The 20,239-nt window shown below is 70.1% G+C and carries 15 protein-coding genes; 7 read left to right on the plus strand and 8 right to left on the minus strand.

Annotated features, from left to right (window positions below; genetic code table 11):
- Positions 1 to 31: 31 nt before the first annotated feature.
- Both ACFV6H_RS31800 and ACFV6H_RS31805 read left to right on the plus strand, forming a co-directional pair.
- Complete coding sequence (locus ACFV6H_RS31800; RefSeq protein WP_385549219.1) at positions 32 to 556, plus strand: isoprenylcysteine carboxyl methyltransferase family protein; 525 nt, start codon at positions 32 to 34, stop codon at positions 554 to 556.
- The gene (locus tag ACFV6H_RS31805; protein ID WP_385549222.1) at positions 553 to 1,569 is read left to right on the plus strand and encodes an NAD(P)/FAD-dependent oxidoreductase; all 1,017 of its coding nucleotides are present in this window, start codon (positions 553 to 555) and stop codon (positions 1,567 to 1,569) included. The genes ACFV6H_RS31800 and ACFV6H_RS31805 overlap by 4 nt, the downstream gene beginning before the upstream one ends.
- Before the next feature lie 60 nt (positions 1,570 to 1,629).
- Here the strand turns inward: ACFV6H_RS31805 and ACFV6H_RS31810 are convergent, their stop codons facing one another.
- Positions 1,630 to 2,886, minus strand: a complete 1,257-nt coding sequence (locus ACFV6H_RS31810) for a DUF4032 domain-containing protein (RefSeq protein WP_093593703.1) — start codon at positions 2,884 to 2,886, stop codon at positions 1,630 to 1,632.
- A 232-nt stretch (positions 2,887 to 3,118) separates the two neighbouring features.
- Here ACFV6H_RS31810 and ACFV6H_RS31815 point away from each other — a divergent pair, with 232 nt between their 5' ends.
- Together ACFV6H_RS31815 and ACFV6H_RS31820 are read left to right on the plus strand one after the other, a co-directional pair.
- The gene (locus tag ACFV6H_RS31815) at positions 3,119 to 4,591 is read left to right on the plus strand and encodes an MFS transporter (protein WP_385549225.1); all 1,473 of its coding nucleotides are present in this window, start codon (positions 3,119 to 3,121) and stop codon (positions 4,589 to 4,591) included.
- Positions 4,588 to 5,214, plus strand: a complete 627-nt coding sequence (locus ACFV6H_RS31820) for a TetR family transcriptional regulator (RefSeq protein ID WP_385549228.1) — start codon at positions 4,588 to 4,590, stop codon at positions 5,212 to 5,214. The genes ACFV6H_RS31815 and ACFV6H_RS31820 overlap by 4 nt, the downstream gene beginning before the upstream one ends.
- A 23-nt stretch (positions 5,215 to 5,237) precedes the next feature.
- Here the strand turns inward: ACFV6H_RS31820 and ACFV6H_RS31825 are convergent, their stop codons facing one another.
- Positions 5,238 to 6,992, minus strand: coding sequence for a TIGR03767 family metallophosphoesterase (locus ACFV6H_RS31825; protein ID WP_385549231.1), 1,755 nt, complete (start codon positions 6,990 to 6,992; stop codon positions 5,238 to 5,240).
- A 482-nt stretch (positions 6,993 to 7,474) separates the two neighbouring features.
- Here ACFV6H_RS31825 and ACFV6H_RS31830 point away from each other — a divergent pair, with 482 nt between their 5' ends.
- On the plus strand, positions 7,475 to 8,041 hold the full coding sequence (locus tag ACFV6H_RS31830; RefSeq protein ID WP_385549234.1) for a hypothetical protein: 567 nt from the start codon (positions 7,475 to 7,477) through the stop codon (positions 8,039 to 8,041).
- A gap of 20 nt (positions 8,042 to 8,061) precedes the next feature.
- On the opposite strand, the gene ACFV6H_RS31835 is transcribed toward ACFV6H_RS31830, so the two are convergent.
- Genes ACFV6H_RS31835 through ACFV6H_RS31845 form a run of 3 tightly spaced genes read right to left on the minus strand, consistent with a single transcriptional unit; the run spans position 8,062 to position 12,480 of the window.
- Complete coding sequence (locus ACFV6H_RS31835; protein WP_385549237.1) at positions 8,062 to 9,450, minus strand: NAD(P)/FAD-dependent oxidoreductase; 1,389 nt, start codon at positions 9,448 to 9,450, stop codon at positions 8,062 to 8,064.
- The gene (locus tag ACFV6H_RS31840; RefSeq protein WP_385549240.1) at positions 9,447 to 10,955 is read right to left on the minus strand and encodes an FAD-dependent oxidoreductase; all 1,509 of its coding nucleotides are present in this window, start codon (positions 10,953 to 10,955) and stop codon (positions 9,447 to 9,449) included. The genes ACFV6H_RS31835 and ACFV6H_RS31840 overlap by 4 nt, the downstream gene beginning before the upstream one ends.
- Before the next feature lie 19 nt (positions 10,956 to 10,974).
- On the minus strand, positions 10,975 to 12,480 hold the full coding sequence (locus tag ACFV6H_RS31845; protein WP_385549243.1) for an FGGY family carbohydrate kinase: 1,506 nt from the start codon (positions 12,478 to 12,480) through the stop codon (positions 10,975 to 10,977).
- A gap of 801 nt (positions 12,481 to 13,281) precedes the next feature.
- On the opposite strand from ACFV6H_RS31845, the gene ACFV6H_RS31850 reads away from it, so the two are divergent.
- Positions 13,282 to 14,292, plus strand: a complete 1,011-nt coding sequence (locus ACFV6H_RS31850; RefSeq protein WP_385549246.1) for a hypothetical protein — start codon at positions 13,282 to 13,284, stop codon at positions 14,290 to 14,292.
- A gap of 166 nt (positions 14,293 to 14,458) precedes the next feature.
- On the plus strand, positions 14,459 to 15,988 hold the full coding sequence (locus ACFV6H_RS31855; protein ID WP_384792856.1) for an amino acid permease: 1,530 nt from the start codon (positions 14,459 to 14,461) through the stop codon (positions 15,986 to 15,988).
- 112 nt (positions 15,989 to 16,100) lie between these two features.
- Here ACFV6H_RS31855 and ACFV6H_RS31860 read toward each other — a convergent pair whose 3' ends face one another.
- The 3 genes from ACFV6H_RS31860 to ACFV6H_RS31870 form a co-directional block, all read right to left on the minus strand.
- On the minus strand, positions 16,101 to 16,919 hold the full coding sequence (locus tag ACFV6H_RS31860; RefSeq protein WP_385549250.1) for a glycoside hydrolase family 75 protein: 819 nt from the start codon (positions 16,917 to 16,919) through the stop codon (positions 16,101 to 16,103).
- Positions 16,920 to 17,036: 117 nt separating this feature from the next.
- Positions 17,037 to 17,531, minus strand: a complete 495-nt coding sequence (locus ACFV6H_RS31865; RefSeq protein WP_384987200.1) for an NUDIX domain-containing protein — start codon at positions 17,529 to 17,531, stop codon at positions 17,037 to 17,039.
- 262 nt (positions 17,532 to 17,793) lie between these two features.
- Entirely contained in the window at positions 17,794 to 19,989 is a 2,196-nt protein-coding gene (locus ACFV6H_RS31870) for a discoidin domain-containing protein (protein WP_385549253.1), read from the minus strand.
- Between the last annotated feature and the right edge of the window lie 250 nt (positions 19,990 to 20,239).

Here is a 20,239-nt window from a genome sequence, read left to right on the forward strand (position 1 = left end):
CGCCGCGACCGGCGGAGAGGGACGGGGAGAGATGATCTGGTACACCGTGCTGGTACTGGCCGTCGGCGCGGAGCGCGTCGCCGAACTGGTCGTCGCCCGCAGCAATATGCGCTGGAGTCTGGAGCGCGGCGCCGTCGAGCGGGGCCAGGGACACTATCCGCCGATGGTCGTCCTGCACACGGCCCTGCTGCTCGGCTGTCCGGCCGAGGTGTGGCTGACCGGCCGTCCCTTCGTCCCGGCGCTCGGCTGGACGATGCTCGCCGTCGCCGTGGCCGCGCAAGGGCTGCGCTGGTGGTGCATCCGTACGCTGGGACCGCGCTGGAACACCAGAGTGCTGGTCGTGCCGGGACTGCCGCTGGTCACGGGCGGCCCTTACCGGCTGCTGCGGCACCCCAACTATGTGGCGGTGGTGGCCGAGGGCCTCGCGCTGCCTCTCGTACACGGCGCCTGGATCACCGCGCTGCTGTTCACCGTACTCAACGCGGCGCTGCTGACCGTCCGGATACGGTGTGAGAACCGCGCGCTGGAGAGTGCCGTCGCGGGCGCGCATCCGTGATCGACGTCCTGGTGGTGGGCGGCGGGCCCGCCGGACTCGCCACGGCCGTCCATGCCTCGCTGGCCGGACTGGAGACGGTGGTGATCGAACCGCGCGCCACTCCGGTCGACAAGGCCTGCGGCGAAGGCGTGATGCCCAGCGGCGTACGCGCGCTGACCGCCCTCGGACTCGACCTGCCGCCTGGCCATCCGCTGCGCGGAATCCGGTATGTACGCGGATCCCACCGGGCCGAGGCGCCGTTCGACGACGGCCCGGGGCTCGGGACACGGCGTACGGAGCTGCACACGGCGCTGGCGCGGCGGGCCGAGGAGACCGGAGTGAGATTTGTGACCGGCCGGGTCGGCGACATCGCGCAGAGCGCGGACTCAGTGAGCGCCGGCGGGCTGCGGGCCCGCTGGCTGGTGGCCGCGGACGGACTGCACTCGCCCGTACGGCACAGTCTCGGTCTGAGCCTGCCCGACCGCAGGCCCCGGCGATACGGTCTCCGGCGGCACTACCGCATGAAGCCGTGGACGGACTTCGTGGAGGTGCACTGGTCAGCGGCGGGCGAGGCGTATGTGACGCCGGTGGCCGACGATCTGGTCGGTGTGGCCGTACTGAGCACGGTGCGGCGCGGCTACGACGACCATCTCGCCGGCTTCCCGCGGCTGCTGTCCCTGCTGGACGGGGAGCCCGTGAGCGCGGTGCGCGGCGCGGGCCCGCTGCGCCAGCGGGTACGCGGCCGTACGGCGGGCCGGGTGCTGCTGGTGGGCGACGCGGCGGGCTATGTCGACGCGCTCACCGGCGAGGGCATCGCGCTCGCGCTGGCGTCGGCGGAGGCGGCCGTACAGTGTCTGAAGGCGGGCCGGCCGCAGGAGTACGAGGACGCGTGGCGCAGACTCTCCCGGCGCCACCGGCTGCTGACGGAAGGGCTGCTCCGGATCAGCGGTCACGCGGCGGGCGCGCGGCTGATCGTCCCGGCGGCGGCCCGGATGCCGTCGCTCTTCGCGGCGGCGGTACGCGCCTTGCAGTGACGCCCGTACACGCGCGCGTACGCGCGGCGCGTGGTCACGCACCGGTTTCAGCGGGACGGATCAGGGAGACAGACCGTTTGCCGAGTCCGCCGTCGGCGGGATCATCGCCTTCACCGAGTGCGGCAGCACATGCGCGACATAGTCCTCGATGGTCGCCTCCAGGCCCACATCGTGTCCCGCGCGCTCCGACAGATACCAGCGGTGCTCCAACACCTCGTGGTAGATCTGCGCCGCGTCCATCTCACCGCGCAGCTCCAGCGGTACGGCCCGTACCGTCGGCCGGAAGACATCACGGACCCAGCGGTGCGCCAGCACCTCAGGGCGGGCGCCCAGCGGATCGCCCGGCGCGTAGTCCTCCTCGCCGGCCATCCAGCTCTCCAGATCGTTGAGCAGCCGCCGCGCCTGGTTCTCCTCGGCGTCCAGACCGGTCAGCCGCAGCAACTGCCGCTGATGGTGGCCCGCGTCGACCACCTTCGGCAGGAAGGTGACCGTGTCGCCCACCGGAGAGCGCTCGATCTGCATCTCCGCCACGTCGAAGCCCAGATCGTTCAGGCGACGGATACGCCGGTCGATGTAGTGCCGTTTGTCCACCGGATACACCGACTCCCGCGTCACCTCGTGCCAGAGGTCCTCGTACCGCTGGACGATCGCCGCGCCGAACGGCACCGGATCCACCGAGGGATGGAGCGCGCCCGACGCCTCCAGGTCCATCAGCTCGCCGGCGATGTTCACCCGGGCCAGCTCGATGTCGTACTCCCGCTGGCCCCGGCTCAGATTCGGCTGGATCTGGCCCGTCTCGGCGTCCACCAGATACGCGGCGTACGCACCGGCGTCACGGCGGAAGAGCGCGTTGGACAGCGAGCAGTCGCCCCAGGCGAACCCGGCGAGATGCAGCCGTACGAGCAGGACCGCCAGCGCGTCCATGAGCCGTTTGACGGTCGTGGGACGCATGGTCGACTCGAACATCGAGCGGTAGGGCAGCGAGCCCTTGAGATGGCGGGTGATCAGCGCCGGCTCCAGCGGCTCGCCGTCCGCGTCCACGCGTCCCGTCACCACCGCCAGCGGATCCACGGCGGGAATGCCGAGCCGGTGCAGATCGCGCAGCAGCCCGAACTCGCGCACCGCGCCGCGCTCGGATATCTCCTTGACCGCCACCACCTCGGGCCCCGCGGACGCGAAGCGGACGACATGGCGTGAGATACCGCGGGGCAGGGCCACCAGACAGGCGTCGGGCCACTCGTCGAGCGGCACGTTCCACGGCAGATCGAGCAGCACGGCGGGCTGCTCGGGATTGGTCGCGCTGATCTGAAGCGCCATCGTGCCTCCCACGGCGGTCGTCGGGCGGGCAGCGGACCGGGAACCGCCCAGAACAGTGTGCAGGGTCGCGGAAACACCTGACGCCTGGGTGGTACGAGCCCGGTGAACGCCGGATGCGGGCCCGGTCCGTCGCCGGGGTGCACACGCGTTTACCCTAGGGGGTGAACAGCTGTGCACCCCTGTCGCGTCCCCGTCTGTGCGGAGAGACGTATCCCTATCTGTACGGAGAGAGATGACCCGAGCGAGAGAAGCGATATCCGAGCCCGCCGCCGCGCCGCATCCCCGTTTCCTCGTCGCCGTCCTCGCGTTCTGCGGAGTGGTCGTGGCGGTCATGCAGACGCTGGTCGTCCCGCTCCTGCCCCACGTCCCCGCGCTCACCGGAGCCACTCCCACCGCCGCGAGCTGGCTGGTCACCGTCACGCTGCTGACCGGCGCCATCTGCACGCCCGTACTCGGGCGGGTCGGTGACATGTACGGCAAGCGCCGGGTCCTTCTCGCCTCCCTCGGCGTACTGGCCGCCGGGTCCGTGCTGTGCGCCGTCAGCTCCCAGATAGGCGTACTGATCGCGGGCCGCGCCCTCCAGGGCGCCGCGCTCGCCGTCGTACCTCTGGGCATCAGCATCATGCGCGACGAACTGGCGCCCGAGCGTGTGCTGTCCTCGGTCGCGCTGATGAGTTCGACGCTGGGCATCGGCGCGGCCGTCGGACTGCCCGTCGCCGCCCTGGTCGTGGAGAACTACGACTGGCACACCATGTTCTGGGCCTCGGCCGGGCTCGGCGTGCTCGACATCGTGCTGGTGCTGCTCTGCGTACCGGAATCACCGCGGCGCACCCACGGCAGGTTCGACGGGCCGGGCGCCGTCGGGCTCTCCGCCGCACTGCTCTGTCTGCTGCTCGCGGTCACCCAGGGCGGCGGATGGGGCTGGATTTCCGTCCGTACGCTCGGACTGCTCGTGCTCGCCGTGGTGATCGGAGTGCTCTGGGGCTGGTACGAGCTGCGCGCCGGTACGCCCGTGGTCGATCTGCGCGTCTCCGCGCGGCCTGCGGTGCTGCTCGCCAATATCGCCGCGCTGCTGATCGGTTTCGCCTTCTACGCCAACTCCCTCGCCACCGCGCAGATGGTGCAGGAACCGACGAGCACCGGCTACGGCCTGGGCGCGTCCATCGTCGTGAGCGGGCTCTGTCTGCTGCCCGGCGGGCTCGCGATGGTCGCCCTGTCGCCGGTGTCCGCCAGGATCTCCGCGAGATACGGGCCCAAGACCGCGCTGGCGGTCGCCTCGGCCGTCCTGGCCGCCGGCTATGTGGTGCGCTTCTTCACAAGTCACGTGCTCTGGACGATCATTCTCGGCGCGACCGTCGTTGCGGCGGGCACCGCGATCGCCTACTCGGCGCTGCCCGCTCTGGTGATGCGCGCGGTGCCGGTCAGTGAGACCGGCGCGGCCAACGGTCTCAACACCCTGATGCGCTCGGTCGGACAGGCCTTCTGCAGCGCCACCGTCGCCGCCGTGCTCGCCCGTGTCACCTTCGAGGTGGACGGCCGTACGGCGCCCACGCTCCACGCCTATCTGCTGGTCTTCCTGATCGCGGGCGGCGCGGCGCTGCTCGCCCTGGCCGTCACGCTGTGTCTGCCGCCGCAGCGGATCACGGCCACCGGTACCGTCGGGCGGGACGACCGGACGGCGTCGCTGGCCCAGGAGGGCACATGAACGGGCAGGCAGCGGACGGGACGGCAGACGCCGGGACCGGGGCTGGAGCTGGGACCGGGGCCGGGACCGGCGGGGAGTCTCCTACGGAGGCGGGCACAGGGCGTGACGCGATCCTGCGGGCCGCGCGGCGCGCGTTCGCCTTCCGTCCCTATGCCGAGGTGACTCTGCGAGGTATCGCCGCCGACGCGGGCGTGAGCGCCTCGCTCATCGTCAAGCACTTCAGTACCAAGGAACGGCTGTTCAACACCGTCGCCGACTTCGGGCCCGCGGCCGACCAGCTCTTCGCCGCGCCCTTGGACACGCTGGGCCGCCATATGGTGCTGACCATGGTCCGCAGCCGCCGTGAGCAGCAGGGAGATCCGCTGCTGCGCGTCGTGTTCGCCCTCGGCAACGACGACGAACGCGTCCTGCTGCGCGAACGCTTCGCCGAGCAGATCACCGGACGGCTGACGGCTCTTCTGACCGGCCGGGAACGCGCCCTGCGCGCCGAGCTGATCGTCGGTCAGCTCCTCGGTCTCGGCGCCACGTTCAGCCTGCACCGCGAGGGCGCCAACGCGCGGGCCGCACCGGAGCGTCTGGCCGAGTTGTACGCGCCGGCGCTCCAGCGGCTCATCGGCGAGTGATCAGCGCATGGTCGGCGAGTGGATCAGCGCGTGATCAGCAGTTCGGTGTTGCGGTCCATCAGCTTGCCCGCGGGCGCGGTGGTGGAGCCCGGCGCGTTGTGCGCCAACTCCCGGTAGAGCGCGGCCAGTCCGGTCTGCGACAGATCCTGGAAGTCCGTCCGGTGCGGCGCCGCCGACTCGATCAGCGTGGTGAACAGGGACAGGGTGCCGTCCCTGTTGTCGGTGATCTCGATGATCCTGGCGAGCTGCGGGAAGTCGATGTGCGAGGCCGTGGAGACCTCCCAGAAGGAGCCGCGCGCGTTGATCGAGTTCCGGTGGCTGTGACCGTTGACCCAGGCCAGCACGGGCCGATGCCGGTTGAGCAGCGCCAGCACCTCCTCGCCGTTGTGCCGGCCCTCGCCGGGCCTGGCCGGATCGGGATGCGTATTGGTCATCGTCCAGCTGTTGTGATGGCTGAAGACCACGACGTATCCGTCCCGGTGCTCCTTGAGCGTCCGCTTCAGCCAGTTGAACTGCGTCGTGTCGAGCGAGCCCGTGAAGTGCCCGGCGCGATCGGTGGTGTCCAGACTGATACCGGTGATGTTCTCGCCCATCGGGAACGTGTAGTAGAGCGTGTCGCTGTCGAGATTGGCCGAGGTGTAGCCGTGTCCCGCCGGGCCCGCGCCCAGATGCGCCGGGTCGAGATGCGCGGACACATACTCGCGCGGGCCGAAGGGCGCCCGGCCCGGATCGGGAGTGACGGAGCGCATCGAGCGCCTCGACCGGCGCAGCAGATCGATCAGTTCGTCGCCGCCGGGCATGCTGCCCTTGGCGAGGATCTTCGCCAGAGCCTTGGCGTCGGCGTCCGAGATGTCGTACAGCTTCCGTGCTCCGACCGCGAACTCGGCCAGATAACCGCTGCGGTCGGCCATGGCGCCGCTGGCCAGACTGTCGTGGTTGCCGACGGTCGAGTACCAAGGGAGCCGCAGTCCCGGGCTGTTCACCGAGCGGATCACGGCTTCCAGGAAACCGTCGATACGGGGAAAGCCGTACTGCTTGTCGGTGTCGCGGCGGGAGTCCTCCGGGTGCCAGAACAGCCGCTCGTCGGAGTTCTGCACTCCTTCGTAACGTCGGCTGTCACCCGTGTTGGGAGAGATACGGCCGCCGCTCATCACCGTGAGATACCAGTCGAGTTCGGCCCGGGAGTTGTTGTCGGTGTTGTCGCCGGTCGTCACGGCGAAGGCCAGCGGCTCACCGGTCGCGGGTCCGGCGTTGATGGCGTTGATCTGCTCGATCAGGGCCACCGCTCCCGGCACGGTGAGCGCCTCCTGAGGCCGCCATCCCGATACTCCCTGCGAGCGCAGATACTCGGTGCGCACCGGGTGCTGAACGTCCGTCAGATGCAGATCGGTGAGCTGTACGAAGGAGCTGAGCACCGTGCGCCGGGCGGCGCGGCCGGCCCGGGGAGCCGCCAGCGACTCGCGTACGATCCGGCGCCAGCCGGGCCCGTCGCCGAGGCGGCGGAAGGCCGCCGAGGAGTCGCGCGGCGCGGCGACCGTCTCCAGCGTCGTGCGCGCCGGGACGGCGCGGGTGGGCGTGCCGGCGGGCGTGGACGGGACGGGCGTACGGGGGACGGGCACCGCGGACGCGGTGGCCGCGCCGGGTACGGCGGCGGCCTCTCGGGAGCCGCCGCCCGCGCCGAGCGCCAGTCCGATGCCCGCGGAGATACCGACCGCACCGGTCGCGGTGAGGAAGGAGCGGCGGTCGACAGCGGTGACTGCGGAGCGTATGCGTGTCATGGGTGCGGTCTCCCGAAGTGCGAGCGCATCAGCAAGAGCGCCTGGGGATGGGTCCCTGGCTACTCCTCGATGGTCGGCACACGGCGTGGCCTGCGCGTGAACGACATTCCAACTGCGAACACCCATCACTGCACAGGGATCACCCGCGTCGGCGAACCGTCGCCATGTTCATGGCCTGAGGACGGAAGCCGGTCACTCACCGTTCACCGTGCGGGGAAGCGGCACGCTCGATGTAACACGTTCTACGGGCCGGGTCCGGATGCCGGGCCTGACGCCTTCGCCCTCGGACTGCCCTTCGCTTCTGCTACGGCCGTTGCCGGTGTGGTGCCGCCGCCTCGGCGACCTCGTGCGCCGGTCCCTTGCCGGTCCGTTGTCGTACCCACGTGGCAGAGTCTTCGACAGGCCCGACGAGGCACAGCGTCGAGCCACTGAGCCCGTGTGCCCATGTGCCTTTGAGCCGATACCGAGAAGGAGATGCCGTCATGCCGGACCTGCCGAACCACACCACCTCCGTTGCTGAGGCGCTCGCCGAGCTGGCGGCGCTCCTCGCGCCCGGCCGTCCCGCCGTCGCCGAGGAGGTCCTGTTCGCGTACGACGATCCGGAGGCCTATCTACGGACGTATGCCGGGCGGCTGGAGGAGCGAGGGATCGACGAGCCCATCAAGGACCTCGCGTGGATCGCGCTCGTCGACGCGCTGACCGCGCAGGGCCTGCTCGCCGAGGTCGACTGGAAGGAGGACGGCGAGGAGGTCAGACGCCAGGTCCGGGACCTGGAATCCCGTCCGTCCATCGATCCGTGGACGCTCTCCGGAAGGGACCGTACGGACGGTACTGACGCGACGGACGACCTGGAAACGCTCGACACGTTCGCCTTTCTGAGCCACTACGGCAGGCTCCATCTCGAAGCGGGCACGGCGCTCGCGGTGCTCGACATAGATTCGGACTGCTATCCGCTGGTCCTTCTCCCGGCCGCCCGTGCGGCCGGGCTGACGCCACTGGCCCGGCGCGCCGGATTCGCCGCGTCGGTCCTGGGATCGGACATCCTCTGACCACGGCCCGCACGGTGAGCTCAGCCCGCCGAGATCACCACCGGTCCGCCGTCCGGGCGCGCGCGGTCTATCCAGTCGGCGGAGGCGTACAGAGGGCGGTTGGGGACCGCCGCCCGGCGCAGCCGTTCACGGTGCAGGAGACGGCCGTCCTGAGTGACGATCAGCGCCGACAGCCGGCCGGCCGTACGGGTCGTACGGAGCGTGAACCGGCCCAGCGGCGGGCGAGGGCCACGGGGGTCTATACGGTTCGGCGCGACCCATCGCAGCGGCGCGTCGACCTCCACCGGCACCTGGCCGCCGGGCCAGACACCGTCCGCGAGATAACGGAGAACGGGCCCCGCGACCAGCCGGCCCTCGCGGGCCGCCGTGCCTGCGGGCTCCACGGCGTGCAGCAGATTTCCGACGGCGAAGACTCCGGCCGCGGCCGTACGGAACGCCGTGTCGACCGCCGGGCCCCGGGTGCCACGGTCCAGCGCGATGGCGCCGAGCCGGGCGAGTTCATGGTCGGGGATCCAGTCGCCTGTGAAGACGACCGTGTCGCAGGCGACGGTTGTGGTCCTGCCGTCCGCGTGCCGCAGCGCGACACCCGAGAGCCGGCCTCGGCCGAGGAGCTCGGTCACCGTCGTTCCGGTGAGCAGCGGGACACGATGATGCAGCCGGGCACCGAGGCCCGACGCCCAGGAGGACTGATGGCGCGGCTGGTCCGTGACCATCGCGGCGACCTCGACGCCCGCGCCGCGCAAGGTGCGTACGGCGGAGTAGCCGACCGGTTCCGCGCCGACGACCACCGCCCGCAGACCGATTCGCTGATGGTGGAGATGGACGGCCTGTTGCAACTCGCCGGTGGTGAACACACCGGCCGGCCGTGTCCCGGGCACCAGCCGGGCGCTGCGCGGCCGTTCGCGTGCGCCGGTGGCCAGGACGACCGCTCCGGCCGTGATGCGCTCCAGTCCGTCCGGACCGGTGGTGTCCACGGCGAGCGGCCCAGGGCTTCCTGCCGGACCGAGGCTTCCTGCCGGGCCAGGGCTTCCCGTCGGGCCCGGGTTCGTCTCCGGGGCCGTACGGCCGTCCCGCCCGAGCCGTCCCGACCAGCCCGTGACGGAGACGCCCGTACGCAGGACAGCGCCCGCGCCGGTCGCCAGATCGCACCAGTGGCGGGCATACGCGGGACCGCTCATCGGGCGCCGCAGCTCGCGCAGCCCGAACCCGGAGTGATAGCAGTGGCGCGGGACACCGCCGGCCTGCTCCTCGCGGTCGACCACCTCGACCGCGCCGGCGCCCGCGGCGGCCAGCCGGGCCGCCGCGGCCAGACCGGCCGGACCCGCGCCGATCACCAGCACATCGACCGTACGCGGTCGCCGGTCGGGCCCGGGGACGGAGAAGCCGTCCCGGTTCGTCGTCGCGCTCATGGTCCGACCTCCGGCCGCAGGGATGGTTCGCCGTCCTCGGAAGCGGCGGCGCCGGTCGTCCCGGCGATGAAGCCGGTGGTCCCGGAGGTGAACAGGGCGCGCACGGCGGCTCCGCAGTAGAAGCCCTGGCACCGGCCGCCCCGGGCCCGGGTGCGCCGCCGCAGCCCTTCGGGTGTGCTGGGCGCGATCGTACTGGCGAGAGCGTCCCGGATCTCGCCCCGGGACACCCGTTCGCAGTGGCAGACGAGTCGGCCGTACTCCGGGTCGGCCGCGATCAGCTCGGCGCGTTCGTAGGGACGCGGAAACGCCTCGCCGATGTTCGGCATCCGTACGGGTTCGTGCTCCCGTGGCGTCCCCAGCTTCTGCCCCGCGTCGGCGAGCAGCTCCACGACATGCGTGGCGATCGCCATCGACGCCGTCAGCCCGGTGGAGCGGATGCCGCCCACCGTCACATACCGCTGCTCCGGGTGGCAGCGGATCCGGTAGTCGTCGTCCTCGGTGGCCGCGCGCAGCCCCGCGTAGACGGCGGTGACCTCCTCGTCGAGCAGCGCGGGCAGCACGCGTCCGCCTCGCTCGCGCAGAAAGGCCAGCCCTTCCGCCGTGGAGCCGGTCGCCGTCTTGTCGTCCAGGTCCTCGGCGGTCGGCCCGAGCAGCACATTCCCGTACACGGTCGGTGCCACCAGCACGCCCTTGCCGAGCGCGGTGGGCACCGGCAGCAGGATATGACGGACCAGATCACGGGCGAACTTGTCGAAGACCATGAGCTGACCGCGCCGGGGCGTGACGGTGAAGTCGGCGTGGCCGAGCATCCGGTCGATCTCGTCGGCGCGCAGTCCTGCGGCGTTGATCAGGGTGTGCGTACGCAACGGCCCGCGGCCGGTGACGAGTTCATGGGGCGATCCGCCTTCATGGGGCGATCTGTCTTCCTGAGGAGATCCGCCGACGATCCGTTTCACCGGGCAGTTGAGATGCAGATCGGCGCCGGCGCGGACGGCCTGGGTGGCGTACGCGAGCGTTGTCGTCCAGGGACAGATGATGCTTTCGCCGGGTACGTCGAGTCCGCCGAGCGCGCCCGGTCCGAGATGTGGTTCGCGGGCGTACAGCTCGTCCGCGCCGATGATCCGTGCCTCGTGGTATCCGTTGCGCTCGGCCTTCTCCACCAGCCGTGGCAGGGCGGCCAGTTGCTCTTCATCCCAGGCGACGAGCAGCGCGCCGACGGGCTCGACCGGGATACCGGCTTCGGCGGCATAGGCGGCCAGCCGCCGCTGTCCCTCCCGTACCAGCCGGGACTCCAGCGAACCGGGCACGGCGTCGAAACCGGTGTGCAGAATGGCCGTGTTGGCCTTGGACGTGCTGTCGCCGACATCGTCGGACGCCTCCACCAGCGCGATACGCAGCGGATAGCCGCTGAGTTCGCGCGCGATGGCGGTACCGACGACTCCGGCGCCGATGACGACGATGTCGTACACCTCGTCCGGCAGACTTCCGGAGGTGGTGACAGCCATGATGCTCCAGTGTTCCGGCTCAGTGTTCCGTGGTGGCGGGCGCGGGCGGGGGCGTACGGTCGAGCAGCGTGGCCACCGCCGCGCGGAAGACACCGAGACGGTCGGCCGCCTCGGCCGGGCCGATTCGCGGCTCGTAGACCGCTGAGGGCTGCCATTCCGGCACCACCTGACCGGCCGTCAGCTCCGGATCGAGACCGAGACGCGCGAGCGCGCCCACGCCCAGCGCCGTCGCGTCCGGCAACGCGGAGACCTCGACGGGCCGTTGCAGCAGATCGGCCTGCGTCTGCATCAGCAGCGCGGACCGCGTCAGACCACCGTCCACCCGCAGACTCCTCAGCGGTTCACCGAGATCGGTGGCCACCGCGTCCGCCAGCTCCACGACCTGGGCGGCGATGCCCTCGCACAGCGCGCGCACAAGATGCCCGGCACCGGTGTCCAGGCCCAGACCGCTGATCGAGCCGCGCAGATCGCCGCGCCACCACGGCGCGGCCAGTCCGGCGAGCGCCGGTACGAAGGTCACTCCGCCGCTGTCCGGTACGGAGGAGCCGACCGTGTCCAGCTCGGCCGCGCCGGAGATGACGCCGAGATCGGTCAGCCAGCCCACGGCGGACGCGGCCGTGTAGACCTGTCCGTCGAGGCAGTAGCTGGTGTGGCCGCCCAGCCGCCAGGCCACACAGCTCACCAGTCCTGTCGTGCCTCGGCGCGGCCGGTCACCGGTCTGGGCGAGCAGGAACGCGCCTGTGCCATAAGTGCACTTGGCGGAGCCCGGTTCGGTCACGCTCTGCGCGAGCAGCGCGGCCTGCTGGTCGACGATCACTCCGGTCAGCGGGATCTCGCCGCCGAAGGCGGTGGTCGTGCCGACCGCGCCGGCCGTGTCGACGACACCGGGCAGTGGCTCGTCGGACAGCCCGAAGATCTCCAGGGCCTCCGGAGACCACTCGGCGCGGTCGAGATCGAGCAGCTGGGTGCGGCCGGCGGTCGCGGCGTCCGTGACGAACGCGCCGGTCAGCCGGTGGATCAGCCAGGAGTCGCTGGTGGTGACGGCGCCCTCGCGGGTCAGCCGGCGCCGGATCCACGCCATCTTCGGCGCGGCGAAGTACGGATCGAGAGGAAGCCCGGTGAGCTGCCGCAACCGCTCCTCGTACGGCGCGAGTTCGGCGCAGAGGGACTCCGCGCGCCGGTCCTGCCACACGATCGCGTCGGTGAGCGGCGCGCCGGTGGCCGGGTCCCAGGCGAGCACGGTCTCGCCCTGGTTGGCCAGACCGACGGCTGCGACCGGTTCCGCCGCGTCGGCGAGGGCCGCGCGTCCCGCGTCGAGGACGGAGCCGAGCAGCACGGCCGGATCGATCTCCACCAGTCCGCCCGAGCCGTACCTGGGCGGCGCGGGCGCCGATCCGGTGCCGATCACGCCTCGTTCGGGGCAGATGACCAGCGCCTTGGTGGACGAGGTGCCCTGGTCGATGGCGAGTACCGGCCGGTCGGCCGAGCCGGTGCGCGGTTGAAACGAGTGCTGGACTGGCGGCATGTCCCGTTCTTCGTGTCGGGCGTCTTCGGTCGCTTCGGCGTTTTCTTCGGCGAATTCAGCGAGTCGGACGGCTTTGGGCGGTGTCAGGGCTGCGACGGCTTCGCGGGCTTCGACGAGCCGGATCGCTTCCGGTTCTTCAGGTCAGATGGGGCCTTCCGCTGCTGGGATCTGATCGCTGAGCGAAAGCGTGGTGCAGGTCAGAGCGGGCGTCAAGGGTTTCCGGGGCCGTCCGTGCGGCCTCGGCGGCGGGGACGGTTCCGGTACGCGTCAACCTGTTCGGCACCGGCGTCGAGAAGGACATAACCAGCTTTGATCAACGGAGAGTTGCGAAAGATCAGCAAAGTGTTCGAGCGCGGTCACTCCGGCCCCTACACTGATCGCCGCAGCGGCAGGCGTCCTTGACCGGTTTCGCCCTTGTCCGCGGCCACGACAGGTCCATACCTGCGTGACGCACCCCGGATCGCTCGCTCCACCCCCCCCACCGTCCTAGAGGATCTATGACGACCATATGTTCAGCCGGACGCCTCCTCGGTCGTGCCCGGCCCCGTACGGCCCGCAGGACGTCCGGGTTCCTGGAATCTGTATGCGTGTGTCATGCCCGTGTCCAGGGGCCACCAGGGACGGGGTTGGAGGTCTGGTGCTAGGTTCTCCCGCCCGGTCGCTCTGCCACCGGCCGTCGTACGGGCCGCGCACGGCGTGCCGGCGCATGGTCCTCTCGTACACCCGACTTTCGTACGCCGGACTTTCGTACGCCGGATCCATGTACGCCGGGCCCTCGCCCGTGCGGACGGAGCCGAGCTGATGGCGAGCGACGACAACTTCCGCCCGGTGTACCACCCGGCCGGTCACGACAACGAACTGCGCGCGGCGGTACAGGATCTGCGCACAGGACGCTGGGTCGCGATGCGCAATCTCCTTGCCGAGACGACCGACTGGGGCCTGTGGACCCAGCGGACGCAGGTCCTCGCCGCCGTGGCCGCCGGTTCCGACGCCGTACAGGCCTGGCGCACCGAGGAACCGCGGAGCCTCGCCGCGACCGTGATGCATATGCGCGTCATGGTCGAACGTGCCGTACGGGCCCACCGCGAGGGACATCCGCGTACGCAGGAGCTCTGGCAGCAGGCGTGGGAGGCGTGCGGCGCCGCCACCCGCCACGCGCCGGCCGACCCGGTGCCCTGGGTGTGTCTGCTGGCACTGGCCCAGCTCGACGGCAAGCAGCAGATGGAGGAGCACCGGCTGGCTCCGCCGGGACCGATGCTGTTCCCAGGTCCCTGGGCCCTGTTGGCCGAGGCCGACAAGCGCGATCCGTTCAACCGCGAGGCGTACCACCGTATGCTCCAGTTCGTCTACGCGCGACGCGCCGACGGATCGCTCTCCGAGGCGGTCAACTTCGTGCAGTGGGCGGCCTCGGCGGCCCACGAGGGCTCCGCGCTGCACGTACTGCCGCTCTTCGTCCGGGTGGAGCGCTACCGCCGGGAGAACGGCCATGAGAAGGCCCTGGATCTGCACTGGGTGACGGAGGACGCGACCAGGGACGCCCTGCGGGCCCTGCGCCTCTGGTTCGACCACGCCGTGCTGGCCGAGGCGTCGCTGCTCGATCTGAACCATCTCGCGCACGCGCTCTGGGGCGCGCTCCAATTCGACGCCGGGGCCCGGGTGTTCGAAGCGCTGGGCCCTTTCTACGCCACGCTGCCGTGGGCGTACCGTACGCGGAGTCCCGGTGACCCGGCACAGGCCGAGGACGTGTTCCTCCGCGCCCGCAGCCGGTGCCTCGGCGCCGCCCGCGAGGGCCGGAACGGACCGTCCGGCTGAGCCGCTTCCACCGGGACCGTACCCGCCGCACCGCACACGTACCCGCACCAGCAGGCCGCACGTACCCGCACCGCCCGTACCCGCACCGCACACGTACCACCAGCACCGCCGCACGATTTCTGTCCCTGCTCCCTACACAGGTGTGTTTTCCACCGGAGGTACTTCCGTGTCCGTTTCCCCACCAACGTGGTCGAAGGCCGACCTCGTGCCGCAGAAGGACGAAGAACAGCGGCTGCGAGAACTCGGCTATCAGCCGGTCCTCGCCCGCCGTATGGGCGGCTTCGGCAACTTCGCGATCAGCTTCTCGGTCATCTCCATCCTCTCCGGCTGTATGACGCTGTACGGCTTCGGCATGGGCGCCGGCGGCCCTTCGGTGATGCTCTGGGGCTGGGCGGGCGTCGGTCTCTTCGTCCTCTGCGTGGGCATGGCACTGGCCGAGGTCACCAGCGCGTATCCCACCTCGGGCGCGCTGTACTACATGGCCGACCGGCTGGGCGGACGCAAGTGGGGCTGGTACACCGGCTGGCTGAACCTGCTCGGACTGCTGGGCGCGATCGCGGGTATCGACTACGGCGCCGCGCTCTTCACCGGAGCCTTCCTGAATCTCCAGTTCGGCTTCGATCCCACGCCCGGCTGGACCATGGTCATATTCATGTGCATCCTGCTGCTGCACGCCGTCTTGAACCTGTTCGGCGTCCGGCTGGTCAGTGTGCTCAACTCGATCAGCGTGTGGTGGCATCTGATCGGTGTCGCGATCATCGTCGGCGCTCTCGCGATCATTCCCGACAGCCACCAGTCGCCGTCGTTCGTCTTCACCGAGTTCGTCAATGAGACCGGCTGGGAGAATCCGCTCTATGTGGCGGCCATCGGTCTGCTGCTCGCGCAGTACACCTTCTCCGGATACGACGCCTCCGCACATCTGTCCGAGGAGACCTCCAACGCCTCGGTGTCGGCCGCGCGCGGTATCGTCCGCGCCATCTGGGTCTCCTGGATCGCCGGCTTCGCGCTGCTGGCCGGACTCACCTTCGCGATCCAGGACTACGCGGGCACCCGGAACAGCGACACGGGCGTGCCGCCCGCGCAGATCCTGATCGACGCCCTCGGCACCAGCGGCGCCACCGCGCTGCTGCTGCTGGTGATCGTGGCGCAGCTCTTCTGCGGCAACGCCGAGGTGGCCGCCGCCAGCCGGATGGTGTTCGCCTTCAGCCGTGACAACGCCCTCCCGGGCTCGTCGCTCTGGCGTCGTGTCAGCAGCCGTACCCAGACGCCCGTTCCCGCGGTCTGGCTCTCCGTCATCGTCGCGTGCCTGCTGGCCGTGCCGTCCCTGTACTCCACGACCGCGTACGGCGCGGTGACGGCGATCAACGTCATCGGTATCACGCCCGCGTACGCCATCCCGATCTATCTGAAGCTGCGCGCGGGCAACCGCTTCGAGCCGGGACCGTGGACGCTGGGCCGCTGGAGCAAGCCGATCGGCTGGATCGCGGTGGTGTGGGTGGCCGTGGTGACGGTGCTCTTCTGTCTGCCGCAGTCCAACCCGGTGACCGTCGACTCGATGAACTACGCCGTGATCGCCCTGGCCGTGGTGCTGGTCCTGGCGACGGTGTGGTGGTACGTGGCCCGTAGCTCGTACAGCACACCGCAGGCGTACGGCAACGCCCGGGAGCAGTCGGAGATCTCCGAGGGCATCGTCTGACCGCGGAGGACCGCCGACGGGGGGTGGTGTGCGGCGGGGCTTCCCGCCGTACACCACCCCCCGTTCCGCTGTCGGCCCTGTCGGCCCTGTCGGCTCTGTTATCCGTCCGCCGTCAGTTCTCCAGAAGGAACTGCCTCGCGAGTTCCTCGCCCTGGAGGGCCGCGCTGTCCCGGTCCTCCAGCGACGCGATCTCCGAGTTCTTGAAGAGGATGTAGGTCACTCCGGCGCCGATGCCGCCGCCGTACGGATCGGTCGAGATCCCCAGCCCGCGGGCCGTCGCGAGCGAGCCCTCCCCGATGATCCCGGGCGGCCCGGTGTCCCCGACGACGGCGTACTGGACCCGGTCGCCGTGGATGACCGCCGCGACGGATCCGCCGCTGATGCCCGACGAGCGGTAGTTCCAGATGGCGCTGGGCGTCGGTACGACGATGTACGGCAGCTCCTTGGCGTTGAGCGCCCGGCCGCTGGACTCCGTGTAGGCCGTCATGCTCTGGAAGTAGGGATCGGTCCTGATGTTGCAACGGTCCGTCACCTGGCCGTCGCAGTCGATGTCCATGTCGGCCTTCCAGAACACGGCACCGTTCGCGTCGCAGACGGGAACCGCTGTGGGAGCGTTCTCGCGGGTGCGGTAGAGGCCGTTGGAGATCTGCTGGCAGTGGCTGACCTTGGAGAGCAGCGCCTCCGCCGTGACCGGTTCTCCCTCGGTGGACGGTCCGCCTCCGGCGGGCGGTCTTCGGGCGGGCGGTGGCGGTCCCGCCGCGGGCCTGTCGGCAGGCGGTCCCGGGACTCCTTGGCGTTGGCGTTCGGCCCGTGGGACGGGAGGCGGCTCGTCGGTGGACTGGGCCAGGGCGGGGAGCACGGTGATGGGGACTGCCGCGGCGGCCAGCAGGGCCGAACCGACGGCGATGAGGACATAGGTGCGAGGGTGCACGAGGGATGATGCCCTTCCTGGTTCCTGGACTGGGTGGCGGGGCCCCGACGGCTCCTGGACGGTTCCTTGAACGGCTCCTCGGACGGTTCCTTGGACGGCTTCGGGGCAGCGAGCGCTCTAGCGCCCGGACGGAGACGGACGGCGGTCATCGCCTATGCACTCGTCCAGTCGTTCGAGGAACTCTCGCTGTCCCGTTACCAGCGGTTCCACGGCGTCCCGCAAAAGGAACCAGCCGACCCGGTCCAGCTCGGGGAACTCACGCACCACACCCGACCCTCTGGGCCACTCCATGGTGAAGGTGCCGAAGACGGCCGCCGCGGGATCCAGATCGCCCTCGACAGCCCAGGCGGTGACGGTCTTGCCACTCTTTTGGCGGACTTCGCCGAGAGGGGTCCAGGGCCCCTCGGGCACGGGCAGTCCCAGCTCCTCCCGGAACTCCCTGCGGGCCGCGTCCTCGGGCCGTTCCGCTGATCCGTACTCACCCTTGGGGATGGTCCAGGCGGCGGTATCGCGGCCCGACCAGTACGGTCCGCCCATGTGTCCGAGAAGCACTTCGAGACCGGTGTCCATGACCCGGTACAGGAGGAGGCCCGCGCTTCGTTTGCCCGACATGCCGTCAAGTCTGGGCGGGGGCGCGAAGCGTCGCCATTCGCGCGCCGGGGGAGTGCGCCGCCCACGGCGGGAGCCGATCCGTACGCTGCGCGGGAACGGCGCGGGCTCCGGCGCGGACTGACACGCCGGAGCATTACGGTGATACCGCCGAGCCGATCGTATGAACGGTTGCGCCGTACGGCGCAGGGCCCGGCCTCCGTGGGGGGAGACCGGGCCCCTGTGTGCCGGGGGATCGGCGCGGGTTACGGGACCGACCGGAGCCTTACGGGAACGAGGTGATGGTCGACGGGACCGTCGAGGTTCCCGAGGTCGGTGACCCCGTGCTGTTGATGACGTGGTTGTACTGGCCCATGCCACCGAGGGAGACGACCAGGAGATCGTGGAACTTCACACCGGGTTTGACCGGTGCCTGGAAGCCGTGGTCCTGCTGGATGTTCGGGTCCGAGGTGTAGTTGCAATAGCTGCCCAGACCCCAGCCCTCGTGGTTGTTGACGGAGTCCGCGACCTTGTAGGCGGCGTATCCCTTGATACTGCCGTTCTGGATCGAGGCCTGGTTCGGCGCGTCGTACGCCTTCTCGTTCTGGAAGAAGATCGTCTTGCCGTTCTCGCCGTTCCACTCCACGTCGTACTTGTTGAAGTGTTCGACGAAGAGACCGGTCGCCAGGACGTCGTCACCATTGACCCGGACGCCGTAGTCCGCGCGGTTGGTCTCCCAGCCGACGCCGGCGCCGTGGTCGGCACGCCAGACCCAGGTGTGGTCGATGATGGTGTCATCGCTGTTGATCACCATGCTGGTGGTCGCCTTGCCGGGGCCCGCTCCACCGATCCGGATGAAGACGTCCTGGACCGTGGTCGGGTTCGCGGAGTGGTCCGTGGCCGCGCCCTGCGGTCCGACCTCCAGCAGCGTCGGAGAGTTCACCGGACCGGCGTCGATCAGGAAGCCGGCCAGCTTCACTCCGTCCACATCGGCGACCTTCATCGCGGTCACACCGTTGTCCGGAATGATCGTGGCGAGGCCCAGACCGAGGACGACCGTGTTCGCGCGGTTCACGTTGATGGTCTGGTCGACATGGTAAACACCGGGCGTGAACAGGAGGTTGAGCCCCTGGGCCAGCGCCTGGTTGATCGTCGCCGCGGTCGCGCCGGGCTTGACGACATAGAACTGGTCGAGCGGCAGGGACTGGCCCTGCGGAGCGCCGTTGCCCCAGGTGGTGCCGCGCGCGTTGGTGCGCTTGGCGGGGACGAACACCTTGTACGCGTTGCCGTCCAGGTACAGGAACGGCTTCTCGCGGGAGACCGGCGTGTTGGCCAGCGTGGTGTACGGCGGGTTCGGGAAGCCCTGCGCGGGCGCGCCCTCGACACCGGAGAACACCATGTTCCAGACGCCGTTGGTCCAGCCGCCGACGGAGCTGTCACGGGTGTACCACTGCTGCTGGGAGTACGGGCCGACGGTGCCGTCGATCTTGCTGTCGGCGATATAGCCGCCACTGGCCCAGCCGTAGCCGTTGGGCGCGAGGTTGAGTCCGCCCTTGACATGCATACGGCGGAACGGCGCGGCCTGCGCGACCGCCCAGCGGTTGGTACCGCTCACCGGGTTGAGCGCGAGGTTCTCGGCGGAGCGCCAGAAGTTCTGCGTGGCGTTTCCGTTGAACCAGCCGGCGTCCACGGTCACATCACCGTTGAAGGTGGTGTCGTCGGGCGAGAGACCGAGACCGGAGATCGAGGTGTAGAAGCCGAGCTGGGCGTTGATGTTGTTGTACGTGCCGGGCTTGAACAGGAACTGGTAACGGCCGGTGCCGAACTGGTCCGACTCCTGCTGGTCGAAGACCTGGTCGAGCCTGCCCTGGATGTTGGGCGTCGACGGGTCGAAGACGATGACGTTGGGGCCGAGGTCACCGCCGCCCGGGATCGGGTCGCCGGTGCCGCCCGAGGTGCCGCCGTAGATCTGGAACTCCCAGAGCGAGTAGCCCCATTGGGTGGCCCGCTGGGTGCCCGTCAGCCGTACGAAGCGGGCGGTGCCCGACACATTGAGCGTCTCCGTGCCACCGGGTCCGGTGGTGGTGGCGTACGCCTGCGTCCAGCCGTCGGTGCCGTTGGGCGAGAACTCGATCTTGTACGCCTTGGCGTACGCGGTCTCCCAGTTCAGCACGATCTGGCTGACCGCGACGCTGGAGCCGAGGTCGATCTGGATCCACTGCGGGTCGGACGCGGCACTCGACCAACGAGTCCCGGTATTCCCGTCGTTGGCGCCTGTGGCGGGCGTGCCGCCGTTCTCCACGCTGGACGCTGTCACCGCCTTGCCCTGGGAGAGCAGGGTGGGCGCGGCCTGGGCGGAGGTGCTGGGAATGAGAAGCAGCAGCGAGGCGATCAGCGTGGCCGCGACCGAGGCGGCCAGTCCTCGCCGACGGCCCGGAGCGGATCTCCGGAACACCGGTGAAGTGAGCGGAGGAGCGTGCATGGGCAGGTCTCCTGAGTCATCGGACAACGGGCGGGCGGAGCGTGAGGGCAACCGGAGAGCGCTCTCTCGGTAGAGGAGATGCTTCTCTCGTGTTTCGAACACGTCAAGAGTTGTGCACGAAGCCGCCAAGGTCGGTTCTCGTGCCGACAACAAATAACGGACGGGACGCGGCGATTGTCGGACTTTGCGTGGTGTCCGAGGTGTGATGAGGAGGTGTCGTTTCAGAATCTGACGGCGGGTGCGGGCGCCT

Origin of the sequence: Streptomyces sp. NPDC059743 (genome assembly GCF_042732975.1) — a bacterium.
Classification (GTDB): Bacteria; Actinomycetota; Actinomycetes; order Streptomycetales; family Streptomycetaceae; genus Streptomyces.